The organism is Clostridium fessum, assembly GCF_003024715.1.
Taxonomy (GTDB): Bacteria; Bacillota; Clostridia; order Lachnospirales; family Lachnospiraceae; genus Otoolea; species Otoolea fessa.
The window spans coordinates 500,124-516,176 of sequence record NZ_PYLO01000001.1; the positions used below are offsets into that span (position 1 = coordinate 500,124).

At 49.7% G+C, this 16,053-nt stretch carries 12 protein-coding genes and 1 other annotated feature; of the genes, 1 reads left to right on the top strand and 11 read right to left on the bottom strand.

Annotated features, from left to right (window positions below; all coding sequences use genetic code 11):
• Nucleotides 1–15: 15 nt before the first annotated feature.
• The 9 genes from C7U56_RS02365 to C7U56_RS02410 form a co-directional block, all read right to left on the bottom strand.
• Nucleotides 16–1,974, bottom strand: coding sequence for a fructose-1,6-bisphosphatase (locus C7U56_RS02365; RefSeq protein WP_106999984.1), 1,959 nt, complete (start codon nt 1,972–1,974; stop codon nt 16–18).
• Between the two features lie 292 nt (nt 1,975–2,266).
• Nucleotides 2,267–2,749, bottom strand: a complete 483-nt coding sequence (locus C7U56_RS02370) for a GNAT family N-acetyltransferase (protein ID WP_107000411.1) — start codon at nt 2,747–2,749, stop codon at nt 2,267–2,269.
• 209 nt (nt 2,750–2,958) lie between these two features.
• Entirely contained in the window at nt 2,959–5,610 is a 2,652-nt protein-coding gene (locus C7U56_RS02375; protein WP_106999985.1) for a valine--tRNA ligase, read from the bottom strand.
• 110 nt (nt 5,611–5,720) lie between these two features.
• Entirely contained in the window at nt 5,721–5,912 is a 192-nt protein-coding gene (locus C7U56_RS02380) for a DUF6472 family protein (RefSeq protein ID WP_107000412.1), read from the bottom strand.
• Nucleotides 5,913–6,098: 186 nt separating this feature from the next.
• Nucleotides 6,099–6,395, bottom strand: a binding site (T-box leader).
• 167 nt (nt 6,396–6,562) lie between these two features.
• Nucleotides 6,563–7,495: a type IV pilin protein gene (locus tag C7U56_RS02385; RefSeq protein WP_233430154.1), complete on the bottom strand. Its 933-nt coding sequence runs from the start codon at nt 7,493–7,495 to the stop codon at nt 6,563–6,565.
• 189 nt (nt 7,496–7,684) lie between these two features.
• Nucleotides 7,685–8,566, bottom strand: a complete 882-nt coding sequence (locus C7U56_RS02390; protein WP_106999986.1) for a MetQ/NlpA family ABC transporter substrate-binding protein — start codon at nt 8,564–8,566, stop codon at nt 7,685–7,687.
• Nucleotides 8,567–8,677: 111 nt separating this feature from the next.
• Nucleotides 8,678–9,343 (bottom strand): methionine ABC transporter permease, encoded by a 666-nt coding sequence (locus C7U56_RS02400; protein WP_022358729.1) that lies wholly within the window; start codon nt 9,341–9,343, stop codon nt 8,678–8,680.
• Between the two features lies 1 nt (nt 9,344).
• Nucleotides 9,345–10,358 (bottom strand): methionine ABC transporter ATP-binding protein, encoded by a 1,014-nt coding sequence (locus C7U56_RS02405; protein ID WP_106999987.1) that lies wholly within the window; start codon nt 10,356–10,358, stop codon nt 9,345–9,347.
• 425 nt (nt 10,359–10,783) lie between these two features.
• The gene (locus C7U56_RS02410; RefSeq protein ID WP_106999988.1) at nt 10,784–11,875 is read right to left on the bottom strand and encodes a glycosyltransferase family 2 protein; all 1,092 of its coding nucleotides are present in this window, start codon (nt 11,873–11,875) and stop codon (nt 10,784–10,786) included.
• Nucleotides 11,876–12,182: 307 nt separating this feature from the next.
• Here C7U56_RS02410 and C7U56_RS02415 point away from each other — a divergent pair, with 307 nt between their 5' ends.
• Nucleotides 12,183–13,322: a DUF362 domain-containing protein gene (locus tag C7U56_RS02415; protein ID WP_106999989.1), complete on the top strand. Its 1,140-nt coding sequence runs from the start codon at nt 12,183–12,185 to the stop codon at nt 13,320–13,322.
• A 113-nt stretch (nt 13,323–13,435) separates the two neighbouring features.
• Here the strand turns inward: C7U56_RS02415 and C7U56_RS02420 are convergent, their stop codons facing one another.
• Together C7U56_RS02420 and C7U56_RS02425 are read right to left on the bottom strand one after the other, a co-directional pair.
• Complete coding sequence (locus tag C7U56_RS02420) at nt 13,436–14,857, bottom strand: D-alanyl-D-alanine carboxypeptidase family protein (RefSeq protein WP_106999990.1); 1,422 nt, start codon at nt 14,855–14,857, stop codon at nt 13,436–13,438.
• Between the two features lie 195 nt (nt 14,858–15,052).
• Entirely contained in the window at nt 15,053–16,039 is a 987-nt protein-coding gene (locus C7U56_RS02425; protein ID WP_106999991.1) for a diaminopimelate dehydrogenase, read from the bottom strand.
• Nucleotides 16,040–16,053: the final 14 nt, after the last annotated feature.

Below are 16,053 nucleotides of genomic sequence, written 5' to 3' on the forward strand. Positions count from 1 at the left end.
TTCGTTCTCAAATCGCTATCGCGTAAATTTTTCTGCTATAGCACCGCTATAGTACGCATTCAGCAATTTTTCCAGATCCTTGATCTTCTCTTTCAGTTCCCGTCCGATATCGGTATCCCCGACGCACTTGCGCTCCGGCACCCATTTGACCATACGGCTCTCGGAGTGGATATCACTCTCCTTCTCGATCGCCGCCTCGGTGGACTCAAACGGATCGTGCGCTGCCAGAATCAGACCGTAGGAGTTGTAAATCAGCGTATACCCCGCGATACCGGTTTCTTTCTGATATGCCCTTGAGAAACCACCGTCGATGACGAGAAGCTTACCGCCGCATTTGAGCGGGCTCTCGCCGTCTTTGGATTTGACCGGGACGTGACCGTTGATGATGTGCGCGCCCTCCGGCTCCAGACCGAATTCACGGAGAATGCGGTCAAGCACTTCCTCATTTTCCAGCATATCGTAATACGGATTTTTTACTTCTTTATGTGTCTCTTTTTCTGCCAGAAAATAGCGTTCAAACGTTGCCATCTTGTCCTTGCCGAACAGCGGGGAATTTTCATTCAGCCAGATATACCACATCATATCCCTGCCTTTTTCCCGCTCTGCCTTATCGACCGCGACAAACCCCTTGCGGACATAATTGTCCAAAATATCGTACAGCGCCTTTCCCTTATATTGCTTGCCGTAGATCTCTACCTCCTTGAAGGTACCGTCCTTATTTAACGGAACGCAGCCATGGTAGAGAAGGTTATTGTTGTATACTTTATAGAGACTTCCCTTCGCCAGCAGAAACTTCATATGCTGCTGCAGCTTCTCGCAGTTCATGAACGCACGTTCCAGACGTTCCATGATATCCGCTTCTTCCGGTGTAAATGCATATGGATCCTTCGGATCCACCGTCGGGAAATTCATATCGAGCATCTTGTACTCTTTGCCATCCATTTCCAGAACGCCGCGTTCAAAATCAATATGATGCAGAAGATTTCGTTTCTCCAGACCAAATTCCGGATGGCGCTTGATGATCTGCCCTTCCGCCTTGAACTGGATGATCGAGATCGCCTTGTGCATCTTCTGGTTCATCTCGCGCTCAGACGCACTGTAAGAGTCACTGCCCTTCAACTGGAAGCAGGTGCACGGGTCATCCCCATATGTATTGATCGCAAAGGTTGCCAATGGAAGAAGGTTGATGCCGTAACCATCCTCCAAAATATCCAGGTTTCCATATCTCGCGCAGATACGGATTGCGTTTGCAATACAGCCCATCTGTCCCGCTGCCGCGCCCATCCAGAGCACATCGTGATTGCCCCACTGGACATCAATCGAGTGATAGGTCATCATCTTGTCCATGATGATATGCGGTCCCGGACCCCTGTCATAGATATCGCCTACGATATGAAGATGATCGACCGTCAGGCGCTGAATCAGCTCGCTTAGCGCTATAATAAAGGCTTTCGCCCGTCCCACACGGACAATCGTCTGGACGATGGCATCGTAGTAGGATTCCTTGTCCTGCAGATCACCGCGCTCAGTCAGAAGTTCTTCCAGCACATAGGCAAATTCCTTCGGAAGCGCCTTGCGGATCTTCGAACGCGTGTACTTGCTCGCTGCCCGGCGGCAGACCGCAATCAGACGATAGAGTGTGATCTTATACCAGTCATCCGGGTTCTTCTCCGTCTGCAGAATCCGGCTCATTTTCTCCGCCGGATAGTAAATAAGGGTTGCCAGTGACTGCTTATCCTGACGGCTCAGGGTATTTCCAAATACATCGTCAATCTTTCGCTTGACGGAACCGGAACCATTTTTCAATACATGAGAAAATGCCTCGTATTCCCCATGGATATCGGTCAGGAAATGTTCCGTTCCTTTCGGCAGATTTAAGATCGATTCCAGATTGATGATCTCCGTCGATGCCGCTGCAATCGTCGGGTAAAGCTCTGCCAGTCGATCCAGATAACGCGCCTGCAATGATTTCATGTTTTCTCTAACCCCTCCTGTTTGCGGACGCCCCTTTTGACCCTTTTTCACCCAATCCCGTGCAGCCTGCTTCCGATGCCCGTTATGCATATAAAACACACGCAAAAGATACACGCAGAAAGATGGAAAAGAATTTGTAATGCTTGTTGCAAACAATTACAAAAAATCGAAATGGCGTCTCATTTTTAATTCTGATACTTGTATCTTATCACACTTCTATTAAAAACGCCATTTCGATTCCTATAATAAGTATTATTAGTATTTGCGGGCAATCACGTATTTCTTCTTAAATTTAAAACTTATACCGCATCTGATACCAGATCACGTTTCCATGCACCGATTCCGAGATCCCCTCATTCACAAATCCAAACTTGGCATAATAGGCTATCAATTTTTCCTTGCACGTCAACACAAGTCCCTTCCTCCCCTGTTTTCTGGCATCCTCGATGGCGCACTGGAGCAACTGTCCCGCATAGCCATGTTTCCGGTATGCCGGGATCGTATTGACACCAAAAATCATCTGCCATGCGCCGTTTTCATCGTGCATTTCTGCCCGTTCGTACATCTCATCCGTCAGATCCGGCTTGTCTGTGACGAAGCCGTCCACAAACGCAATCAGCTTTTCGCCTTCAAACATGAGCCAGAAATGATTTCCATAATACTTAATTCTCTCCTCAAACTCCTCTTTCGTTGCGGCTTCCGCTGCCGGAAAGCATTCTGCTTCCACGGCTGCAATCTGAGCCAGATCTGCTATTGTCGCTGTTCTTATCTCCATAATATCTCGTATCATCCAATTATCCTCGTTCGAGGATAAAAAAATAATCTCCTTTCTCTCTTCAAAGGCATTCGCCCATATAAATAAAAACAGAATAATTTCGGTTCTTTCTTTGCAAATAAGCCAATGCATATAGTTTTCCCCATACACATCGGCTTATTTCACGCATCAGGCGGATCTCTCGATCCTGCCTTTTACTTCATATTCAACTATTTCCGCAGCTGTGCCAGGCGCTCCTGTACCTGTGCCATCATCTGGCGGTATTTCTCCAGCTTCTCGCGCTCTTCGGCAATCTTTGCCTCCGGTGCGCGGCTGACGAACTTTTCATTGCTTAACATACCCTCGGAACGGGCAAGCTCTTTTTTCAGCTTCTCTTCTTCCTTGCTGAGGCGTTCGATCTCTTTGTCCAGATCAACTAACTCTGCAAACGGCATATAGATGGTTGCCTTTGCAGTCACAGCCGATACAGCATCGTCTGCGATTCCGCTCTTGTCCTTCTGAAGAATAACATCGCTCGCATAGCCAAGAGTTGCAAAGAAGACGCGGCTGTGCTCGAAGATGGACAGAACTTCCGGATCTTCAGATACAACGTATACTTTTGCCTTCTTGCTCGGCGGTACGTTCATGGATGTGCGGACACCGCGGATCGCGCGGACTGCATCCTTGATCGTCTCAACTGCCTTCTCTTCCTCTGCAAAGTTCCACTCATCCTTGTAGACCGGCCAGGAAGAAATCATGATGGACGGTTCCTCATCCTGCAGGTTGCAGAAGATTTCCTCGGTAATAAACGGCATATATGGATGCAGCAGTTTCAAGGACTGGATCAGAACCGTTTTCAGGGTCCAGAGTGCAGCTGCCTTGGTGGTATCCTCCTCGGACCAGAGTCTCGGTTTTACCATCTCAATGTACCAGTCACAGAATTCCTCCCAGATGAAATCATAAACCTTCTGGAGGGCGATTCCCAGCTCGTACTTATCCATGTTCTCGGTGACATCTTTTGCCAGCGTGTTGACCTTGGAGAGGATCCAGCGGTCAGCCATCTGCAGGTCAGAAAGTTTTACATCCGTTACCGGCGCTTTCTCAATGTTCATCATGATGAAACGGGATGCATTCCACACCTTGTTTGCAAAGTTGCGACTTGCTTCTACACGCTCCCAGTAGAAACGCATATCGTTGCCCGGTGCGTTACCGGTCATCAGGGTCATACGGAGTGCATCGGCGCCGTACTTGTCGATAACCTCCAGCGGATCGATACCATTTCCAAGGGATTTACTCATCTTACGTCCCTGAGAATCACGTACCAGACCGTGGATCAGGACGGTGTGGAACGGCTCTTTGCCAGTCTGCTCCAGACCGGAGAATACCATACGGATAACCCAGAAGAAAATGATATCGTATCCGGTTACCAGCACGTCGGTCGGATAGAAATATTCATATTCCGGTGTGTCCTTCGGCCAGCCGAGCGTGGAGAACGGCCACAGGGCGGAAGAGAACCAGGTATCCAGCGTGTCCTCATCCTGATGCAGATGGGTGCCGCCGCATTTCGGGCATACCGCCGGTGCGTTCTTGGCAACGGTCATCTCGCCGCAGTCATCACAATAATATGCCGGAATCCGGTGTCCCCACCAGAGCTGACGGGAAATACACCAGTCACGGATGCCCTCAAGCCAGTGCAGATAGGTCTTTCCAAAGCTCTCCGGAACGAATTTAAGTCTGCCGGATTTAAGTGCCTCTACCGCCGGTTTCGCCATCTCTTCCATCTTGACAAACCACTGCGGTTTTACCATCGGTTCTACGGTTGTGCCGCAGCGGTCGTGGGTACCTACGTTGTGGGAATGCGGAACGACTTTGACTAAAAGTCCCATTTCCTTCAGATCCTCTACCATGGCTTTTCTCGCCTCGTAGCGGTCCATGCCCTGATATTTGCCCGGTACGCTGATGGTTGCATCGTCATTCATGATGCAGATCTCTTCCAGGTTGTGGCGTTTTCCTACCTCAAAGTCGTTCGGGTCATGTGCCGGTGTGATCTTTACGCAGCCGGTACCGAACTCTTTATCTACATACTCATCCGCGATGACCGGAATCTCTCGGTCGGTCAGCGGCAGTTTTAACATCTTGCCTACGATATCCTTGTAGCGCTCATCCTCCGGGTTGACAGCTACCGCAGTATCGCCTAACAGCGTCTCCGGACGGGTGGTTGCGATCTCGACGAAACGTCCCTCTTCGCCGACGATCGGGTAATTGATGTGCCAGAAAAAGCCGTCCTGCTCCTCATGCTCTACCTCGGCATCCGAAATGGAAGTCTGGCAGACCGGGCACCAGTTGATGATACGGGATCCCTTGTAAATATAACCTTTTTCATACAGTCTGGTAAATACTTCCAGAACCGCCTCGGAACAGCCCTCGTCCATCGTGAAACGCTCGCGGTCCCAGTCAGCGGAGGAACCCAGCTTGTGAAGCTGTTTTACGATGCGGCTGCCGTACTCTTCTTTCCACTCCCATGCTTTCTCCAGGAAGCCCTCACGACCCAGATCATGCTTGTCAATGCCCTGCTCTTTCAGCTTGTTGATAACCTTAACCTCCGTTGCGATCGCCGCATGGTCGGTACCCGGCTGCCACAGTGCCTCATAGCCCTGCATTCTCTTGTAACGGATCAGGATATCCTGCATGGTGTTATCCAGCGCATGTCCCATATGAAGCTGTCCGGTAATGTTTGGCGGCGGCATCACAATCGTGAACGGCTTCTTACCGTTTCTGCGTCCGCGCTCTGCATCGGCGTGGAAATATTTGCTGTCCAGCCATTTCTGATACAGGCGATCTTCAATATCCGCCGGATTATATGTCTTTTCCAGTTCTTTCATTGATCGATTCTCCTTTTGCGTTTTAACTCATCAAATGCTGTTTATCCCTGCATTCTATCATGAACCGCATCTTGTTTACCTTCATTTCGTGTAATTTCCGATGCAGTTTCTTACATCTGTTTCCGGACAATCTTATACTCATCATCCGTCTGGTAGTACGGGCAGACAAAACGCTGGCTGCTTAAAAATGCCGCCATCTCGTCCTCATCCAGATCTGCCTCGCACAGATAATACCCATAATCATCGTCATAGACATAATTGCCGCACGTGTCACAGCTTGTCAGCGGACCTTGTTTTTTCATCTGTTTTGTCCTTTCCGGAGCGCGTTTCCTATGAAAAAGAATGTGCCTTGGCACATTCTCGCGCCGAGCGCGGTCGCTTGCGACATGTTTCTGCTTCGCGCGAGCGCGCATCCTCGCGGAGCGTTTTTCATTTCATAGGACGTAATTTCCTATGAAATGAAAAAGCCCCTTGCAGACATATCATCTGCAAAGGGCGTCATATACGCGGTACCACCTTAATTCAATCAGGATTTCCATCTGCCGGTGTTTTCTTTGCACACATCCAGATTTTATCCCAATCCTCTTGATTCTATAACGGGAACTCCCGGGATCTCTTATCCACCACTCTCTTTCACACCATTCCTAAGTCATAGCAGAACGCAGTTTTTCAGAAATCCGGCTCCGAAGCTACCTTCCACATCCGTTTCCCGGAACCGTCTCTCAACCTGCGCGGTTCTCTCTGTCAGGGCTTCTATGTGTACTCCTCTTCTTCACTGCCTTTCATTTTTCAGTTCCTTGTTATCATAGAGGTTTTTTAGGAAAATGTCAAGGTTTTCGGCACAGGTTGGTAAATGATATATGCCCGTTACTGGGCACGTATGCGTGAACAGTAACATATGCCCTGGCTTCTCCCACTTTAAAGACGCCCCGCTGTAACAGCCGCACAGCCCCTACTTCGGCAGCGTATCCTTATACTGTGGATACGTCCCATCTGTCACCAGCTTTGCGTATGCATCATATGCCTCCTGCAGATTCTCATACTTTTTATCCTTCGAAAGATATTCCTTATACTGTGTTGGAGTCAGATGACCGGCGATTGCTATATAATTACCAGCTTTATTCACTCGCATAGCGGTAGTTGTTTCTGAAATATAAAACCTTCCATCTGCTGTACTGATAATAACCGGTATCTTCTTTCCTGCACCAACCGAATCTGAGGATATATCTACAGATGTCCAAAATAAATATCGCTTCGACTTATCCTTTGCATCTCCCAGATAGGCCCAGGTTCCCTTTTTTAACAGGCTGTCCTCCTCAATCTTCGCCTGTATCTTGGGAAGCATATTGGATTTTGTACAGTTGGAATCAATTTCAAAATTGTTGTTATCACCCAGCATTTCCAATATGCCGCTGTCATTCAAGGGCGCATGTACATCGCAATTGATATTAAACGCGTATTTCTGTTCCGAACCGCCTGTACCCTTTCCGCTTTTCCAGTTAAAAAGCACTCCCGAATCCGGCCGATAGGAAACTTCACACTCCCCACCCGGAACCGGATAACCAATCCAGTTGGCCGTATCACCCTGATCATTATAATGCATCACTCCACCTATCGTCACCGGGTCATGCGACTGCCATTTTTCTTTTTTCTGCTTCAGCTTTACAACCTTCACTTCATTCTCTGTATCCTCAATCATGACCGCTGCCATAACCTCTGCATATGCAGAACGGACATTGGCAAGATCCGTGGCCTCCCGGCTGGTCTCCAGCTGCCTGGTAAAAATAGGAATAGAAATTGCAGTTAAAATGGAAACTATCGCAACGACTACCAAAAGCTCCGCCAGCGTAAAGCCCTTTTTCCTGTTCTGTATATGAATTTCCATTCTTATCACCCGCCTGTCACCTTTATCTTTTTCTTATTCTATCACATGATTTAAAAAAATTCACGCAAAACATTTTTCATCTGACGCACATTCCCATAAATTGAAAGAAGAGACCTCCGCCTGCGGTTTTCACCGCAAAGCATCCGCCTCTTCCCAATTTCGTTGCTGTAATCAGGTCCCTGCCGTCAATTAAAACAGCGGAACAACCGCTCCATCGTACTTCGTCTCGATAAATTCTTTGATATCATCGCTTGTCAGGACTTCCATCAGAGCTTTTGTCTTGTTGCTCTCCTCGTCACCCTCACGGACTGCTACAACATTTCCGTATGTCTGGGCTGCCAGAGAGTCAGAAGCCTCTACTGCCAGAGCATCGGTTACCTTTAAACCAGCCTCGATTGCGTAGTTGCCGTTGATAACTGCAATATCAGCATCCTGTAAGGAACGCGGAAGCTGTGCTGCCTCAAGTTCTACGATATCCAGGTTCTTCGGGTTCTCCGTAATATCATTGATAGTTGCGGTCAGACCTGCATCCTCTTTCAGTGTCAGAAGACCCTGATCCTGAAGAAGCAGAAGTGCTCTTGCCTCGTTGGTTACATCGTTTGGCACCAGAACCTCTGCGCCGTCAGCCAGCTCATCTAAAGAATCGCTCTTGCCTGCGTAGATGCCGAATGGCTCATAATGGATTGCACCTGCACTTACCAGGTGAGTGCCATTCTCCTCATTGAAGGTATCCAGATATGGTTTGTGCTGGAAGTAGTTTGCATCCAGATCGCCGGACTCCAGTGCGTTGTTCGGCTGTACATAATCAGTATACTCTACGATCTTCAGATCGTAGCCCTTGTCTGCCAGAAGGTCTCTTGCAGCTTCCAGGATCTCAGCATGCGGTGCCGGGCTTGCGCCTACTACCAGCTTCTCCAGATCGCCGTCTGCCTCTTTAGCCTCTGCGGTAGTCTCCTCTGCTGCCTCTGCAGCGGTCTCAGCAGTTGTCTCATTCGAGCTGGAAGAGCAGCCTGCTAAGGATGCAGCTGCCAGCAGTGCCAGGAATGTGGTTCCTAAGAATGATTTTTTCATAGTGATTTCCTCCTCTTTGTGTGTTTAAACAGTTCCTTTAAATTTATATTTCAGAAATGTCCTGCATCTGCCACAGACGATAGGCTGCATTTCATTTCTGTAAATATCTTATTAACGGATTCTCTTATCACTTCTTCTCGAACTCCGCGTAAAGATCTCCTGAATCAGCTGTGCGATAATAACCAGAATCACAACGGTAACCAGCATCATATCTGCCTGATAACGGTGGTATCCATATCGGATCGCCACATCGCCCAGACCACCGGCACCGACGCAGCCTGCCATCGCGGAATATCCGAGGATCGTCGTGATCGAAATCGCCGCGCCAACTAACAGGGACGGCTTGGACTCCGGAAGCAGCACCTTGAAAATAATCTGCCAGGTCGAAGCGCCCATTGATTTTGCTGCTTCTATCACGCCTGCATCAATTTCCTTTAACGATGCCTCTACCATACGGCTGATATACGGGAACGCCGCGATTACCAGCGGTACAACTGCCGCATTTGCTCCGATCGTCTTTCCCACGATCGCGCGGGTCAGCGGCATTACCATCGCTAACAGGATGATAAACGGCACCGAACGGAGCAGGTTGACAATCACGCCCGCCACTTTGTTGAACAGCGGCACCGGACGAATGCCGTCTTTATCGGTTACAACCAGCGCCACGCCGAGCGGGATGCCGATCAAATAAGAAATCAGGGAAGAAAGACCTACCATATATAAGGTTCTCCAGGTCTCTTTTACCAGCATACTGACTGTCTTCGCATCAAATACCATCTTAGCGCACCTCCTCATAGGTCACACCGACCGTTTTTAAATAATTGCAGATACGCCCTGCATCTACCTCGTCCTCCGGGAGCTGCAGAAGCATCTGTCCCATCGCCTTGCCCCCAATATCGTGGGTATCCGCGAGAAGGATATTGACCGGAACCTTGCAGGCTAATACCATATTAGAAATAATTGGCTCCGAAGATTCCTGTCCATTGAAAATAACGCGGATCTGGCGCGCTCTGGCAAAGCTTGTCTTCTGCCCTGCCGTCTCTCCTAGAATCAGCTGCCGCCCAATCTCCGACTTCGGACCGGAGAAAATCTCTGATACCTTGCCAGACTCTGCAATGTGGCTGTGGTCGATGATCGCCACACGGTCACAGATAGACTCAATCACCGCCATCTCATGGGTAATCACGATCACAGTAATGCCGAGTTCGCGGTTAATCTTCTTGAGAAGCTCCAAAATCGATTTTGTCGTATTCGGGTCGAGCGCACTCGTCGCCTCATCGCAAAGCAGCACCTTCGGGTTCGTGGACATCGCACGTGCAATCGCCACACGCTGCTTCTGTCCGCCGGAGAGCTGTGCCGGATATGCCTTCATCCGTTCTTCCAGACCGACTAATTTTAAAAGCTCAGCCGCCCGTTTCTTCGCCTCTGCTTTCGGGACACCGGCAATCTCCATCGGAAAGCACACATTCTGGAGTACATTTCTCTGTGCCAGAAGATTGAACTGCTGGAAAATCATCCCCATCGACTGTCTGGCTTTCCGAATCTCCGACTCCTTCATCATCGACAGGTTCTGTCCCTCAAAAATAACCCGTCCCGCCGTCGGTGTCTCCAGATAATTGATACACCGGACCAGCGTACTCTTTCCCGCACCCGACAGACCGATAATTCCAAAAATCTCACCTTGCAGGATTTCCAGGTTAATATCATCTAACGCGGTCACCGTTCCGTTCGTTGTCTGGAATTGCTTTCCCAGTCCTTCCAGGCAGATGATCGCTTTCTTTCTCTGCTCCATTGTCTTTTCCCCTCTCTTTTTCGAATATACAGCATTGATACCCTGTCGCATAAAAGATGCCACTACTGTTTTTCTGTCACAGGAAGCAGTTAGTGCCTTTTTGTGTCATAAGGAATTCCAAGGAATTTCCTATGACACAAAAAAGCCGCGAATCCAGTACGGATCGCGGCTTCCTATGCTATACTTACAGGTCTATCCGACCAGCCCGTTCCGTCTTTCATGCACACAAATATGACAGCACATCATACACATGCCGTTCATCATCATATTCATCTGCATGGCTTTACTCTGACGCATCGGACCTGTCCCCTTTCAGCTTATATTCCCTTATTCCTGATAGGAATTATTTGTTTATGAAGATACACCCATTTTCCGGGTTTGTCAAGTGTTTCCTGAATTTTTAAGAGCTATTTTTTAGAGCTATTTCACTCCTGCTCCGGTTTTTGCACAGCTTCTCTTCTTTTTGATGTCTGGAGTTCCCGTGCTTCTGCACGGCTGCGGCGCAAATTTTCTCCTGGCATCTCCTGTTTCCGGCTGCGCCCTTTCTCACGCTCGCGGATGCGATCCGGCGTGCGGCTCTCAATGATATAGCGCGGGCGGTGCTTCGACTCCAGATAAATCTTTCCGACATACTCTCCGACGATTCCGACCGAGAGAAGAAGCAGTCCGCCGATAAACCAGAGCGATACCATCATGCTCGCCCAGCCGGTGATCGTATTGCCCCGGAAGAAATCAACCACCGCCCAGATAAGGAATCCAATACTGACAAAAAATGCCGCAATTCCCATGAACGTAATCATCCGGATCGGCTTTGTGCTCAGCGAAGTGATGCCCTCGATCGCAAAAGCCAGCATCTTTTTCAGCGGATATTTGCTCTCCCCTGCTGCCCGCTCTTTACGGTCATAATATACCACATCGGACGGATAACCGATCATCGGGACAATCCCGCGCAGAAACAGATTGACCTCCGAAAATTCCGCCAGCCCTTCCAGTGCCCTCCGGCTCATCAGGCGGTAATCCGCATGATTATACACGGTGTTCGCTCCCAGCGCATTCATAATCTTATAAAATCCCAGCGCAGTTGTACGCTTAAAAAATGTATCCGTCGCCCTGTGACGGCGCACACCGTACACGATGTCACAGCCAGCCATATACCGCTCGATCATCGCGTCGCATGCGTCCACATCATCCTGCAGATCGGCATCCATCGAGATCGCCGCGTCACACCGCCGTCTCGCCGCCTCAAAAAGCCCGGCTAAAAGCGCGTTCTGATGACCGCGGTTGCGGCTCAGCTTCACACCTGCAAACCGCTCGTCCTTCTCATGGAGTTCCTCGATCAGCTTCCATGTTCTATCCTTCGAACCGTCGTCTACCATCAGCACCCGGCTTCCCGGATGAATCCGGCGGCTGCGGGTTAAATCATCTAATTTTTTACCTAAAAATTCTGCCGTCAATGGCAGAACTTCCTCTTCGTTGTAGCAAGGCACCACGATATAGATAACCGGTGCATTTCTCATACTGTCATCTCCTGCCCGGGTCACTGTCCCTTCTATGCAGACAAGTCCCCTCGTATTTTCAAAAGCAGGTTTCCAGATACAGGTATCTTGCCAGAATCCCCCTGCAGCTGAAATCTGCTTTTTCCGTATTTTCCTATTATATAGGAACTACATTAAAAAGAAAAGTAAATTTTTGACACATCCACCCGATTCCGGTATAATAGAATTGATATTTTTATCACTTTACTATTACTCGCCACCTAAAGAGGTGGGCGTCTTCTCGACTGAGAAAAAAATCAAAAAAAGCCATCTATCAGGAGGTATTCATATGTCAAAAAACGAAAAAGCAAAGGTATATTTTACAGATTTCCACACCATTGCATTTGGCGACGGTCTCCCTACCAAATTAAAAAAACTGATCCGTAAAGCCGGGATCGGTTCCATCGATATGGATGGTAAATTTGTCGCTATCAAGATGCACTTTGGTGAACTTGGAAATATCAGTTATCTGCGTCCGAATTATGCCAAAGCCGTTGTTGATGTCATCAAAGAGCTGGGCGGCAAACCATTTTTAACAGACTGCAATACGATGTATCCAGGCAGCCGCAAGAATGCGCTCGAGCACCTGGAATGCGCCTGGGAAAACGGATTTACCCCGTTGACTGTTGGATGTCCAATCATCATCGGTGATGGATTAAAAGGCACCGATGACATCGCTGTTCCGGTGGCCGGAGGCGAATACATCAAAGAAGCTAAGATCGGCCGCGCCGTCATGGACGCCGATGTCTTTATCAGCCTGACCCATTTCAAGGGACATGAGATGACCGGCTTCGGCGGTACGATCAAAAATATCGGCATGGGCTGCGGTTCTCGCGCCGGTAAGACCGATCAGCACAGCAGTGGAAAACCACACGTCAAGGAAAAGCTCTGCCGGGGCTGCCGCCGCTGTCAGAAGGAATGTGCCAACGGCGGTCTCGTTTTCGATGAAGCCTCCAGAAAAATGCACGTGGATGCTGAGCACTGCGTCGGCTGCGGACGGTGTCTCGGCGCCTGCAATTTTGACGCAATCGAATTTGACAACAACGCAGCCAACGAGCTGTTAAACTGCCGTATGGCGGAATACACAAAAGCCGTTGTGGATGGACGTCCAAACTTCCATATTTCCCTGGTCGTTGACGTCTCCCCGAACTGCGACTGCCACGGTGAAAATGACGTACCGATCCTTCCAAATCTTGGTATGTTTGCTTCTTTCGATCCGCTGGCACTCGATCAGGCCTGTGTGGACGCCTGTCTGGCCGCTGCTCCGATGCCGGGCAGCCAGCTTGCAAAACATCTTGCTGATCCGGATTTCCACGATCACCATGACCATTTCACAAATTCCACACCAGAATCTGAGTGGAAAAGCTGCCTGGCACACGCGGAGAAGATCGGTCTGGGAAGCCGGGAGTATGAATTGATCACACTATAATAACATCACCCCCATCTGCCAGCTATGCCGCCGGTCTTTTTGCGACCGCAGAGCTGTGAAAAACGGAGCCGCCCCGGTCTTTTCTGCCGGTCGGCTCCGTTTTATTCTCTTCTTTATTTCTGAATCCAGACACCATTCGCATCGACTCTATATCCGTCCGGTGTCGTTCCATTGACAAACAATGCTCCGTCAGCACTCACATAATACCAGTATCCATTCGTCTGAATCCAGCGGCTCTTCGCCATAGCCCCGCTTTCGGTATAATAATAATGCCAGGAGCCGTCTACCATCTGCCAGTCACGCGCCATCCACGCATCCGCATGGAAATAGTATGTCTCTCCCTTGATCAGTAGACTCTCATTTGCCGCGTAGGTTCCGTTTGCTTTCAGGTATTTCCATTCATTTCCAAACTGCTGCCACGCACCGTCGCCCTGAGCAGCTGTATTGCCAGCTCCAGAGCTACCCGGTCCGCCCTGACTGCCGGAAGACGAGGTATTTGTGCTGGTCGTATTGCCGGACGGCTTGCTGGAATTTGACGTACCGTTGTTCGCCGCATCCGATACCGAGGTGTTCGTGCCAGCCGGTGTGCCGGATGCGCTTCCCGCCACTGCAAAACCATAGTCCAGCAGCTTCTTCGTATCGTCATAATGGGTCTGCGAACTCTTTAAAATAACTGCAATCAGGCGCACGCCATTTCGCTCTGCACACGTTACCAGCGTGTTGCCTGCCAGGGAGGTATAACCGGTCTTTCCGCCTATGATTCCCTCATAGTACTGGGAATTTGCCGGATTGAGCATCTTATGTCCAATCGTAAGCGTCCGCACCGTCGGCACGCTGGCAGTCGCCGGGAAATCGTAATGCAGGGTCGATGCAACCTGACGCACCGTCGCATTATTGAATGCAGCATTTGCAATCAGCGCCATATCATGTGCGGTTGTAAAATGGTTTGCATTGTTCAGACCATTCGGATTTGCAAAATGCGTATGCGTGCATCCTAAGGACGCTGCTTTCTCATTCATCTTATCCGCAAACGCGCTGACACTGCCGGACACATGCTCCGCCAGTCCGTTTGCCACCTCATTTGCCGATTTTAAAAGCAGACCATAGAGACAGTCCTTAACCGTAAAGGTATCGCCCGCCTTGACCTGCAACGTCACCGCGCCCGATTCCAGATTCGAAACTGCCGTCTGGGAAAAGGTTACCGTATCACTCAGATTACAGTTTTCCGCTACCAGAAGCGCCGTCATCAGCTTCGTGATGCTGGCTGGATAATACTGCGTATCCGCATTCTTGGAAAACAGGAACTGGTTGTGCGTCGCATCATAGAGCACTGCGCCCTGCGCTGCCACCGTCGGCTGAGCTGCATTCTGTGAAGTAACCGTTGCTCCCGAAGGAACTGCGCCGGAGACCGTGCCTCCTGCCGCCTGTCCCGGACCGGTCGCCCCGTCTGTCGCAGCAAATGCCGTCCATGACACAGACATCATAAGTGCCATTCCCAGGCAGAGGGAACGCACGGATTTTTTCCATTTATTCATCGTATATTGTCCTTCCTGTATGTATTTTCGCTTTTCTCCTACCCGCCAGCTCCCGCAAACGTAAAGTTACGTTCACTCATTGCGCGGACTTTAACGGATTTTGCCAGTGCTGCGCAGGTACAAATCATGCCAATCTGTCTTACATTTTACTTCATTTTAAGCGACAATACAAGTTGAAAGGAAAATTTGAAATTATTACAGATACTTCTTCCGCAGATCTGCCCCACTCTCTGCCGACAGATACGCCGGTGCCACATCAAAGACGGTCTTGCAGCCCTTCTGGCCTTCCTGGTTCATCTTGTATGCCGCGCGTGCGTATGCCACGATGATGGAGGAAGTAAATTCCGGGTTGGAATCCAGCTTTAAGCTGTACTCGATGATATGGTGGTTCTCTTTGTTCCAGCCGGTCTTGCCGCTGCGGAGTACGAAACCGCCGTGCGGGAGACGGTTGTGGTCGCGTTTCAGTTCTTCTTCAGTAATAAAATGAACCGTCGTGTCATAATCAGAGAAGTAGTTCGGCATGGTCTTGATCTCGTTCTCGATCTTTGCCAGATCCGCGCCCTCTTCTGCCACAACAAAGCACTCTCTGGTGTGTTTTTCACGGGTGGTCAGCTCTGGGCTGCTGCCGCTTCTGACTGCCTCCAGTGCACTCTCAACCGGGATTGTGTACTGTCTGGCATCCTTGACGCCCTCGATCCGGCGGATCGCATCGGAATGTCCCTGGCTGACGCCCTTGCCCCAAAACGTATAATTTTCGCCCTCCGGCAGGCAGGCAGCTGCATAGAGACGGTTCAGGGAGAACATACCCGGATCCCAGCCAACGGAAATGATACCGACCTTGCCGGATTTCTGTGCGGACTCATCGACTGCTGCGAAATGCTCCGGAATCTTTGCATGTGTATCGAAGCTGTCCACTACGTTAAACCACTGTGCATATTTCGGGGTCTGGATCGGCAGATCCGTTGCTGAACCGCCGCAGAGAATCAAAACGTCAATCTCGTCTTTCTTCGCCTCTGCCTCATCTACATGATAAACCGGTACGCCCTCGGTCAGGATCTTAACCGTTTCCGGCGCACGCCGTGTAAATACTGCTCTCAGTTCCATATCCGGATTCTGGCGGATCGCACACTCCACGCCGCGTCCCAGATTTCCATATCCTAAAATTCCAACTCGGATACTCATAGATATTCCTCCTA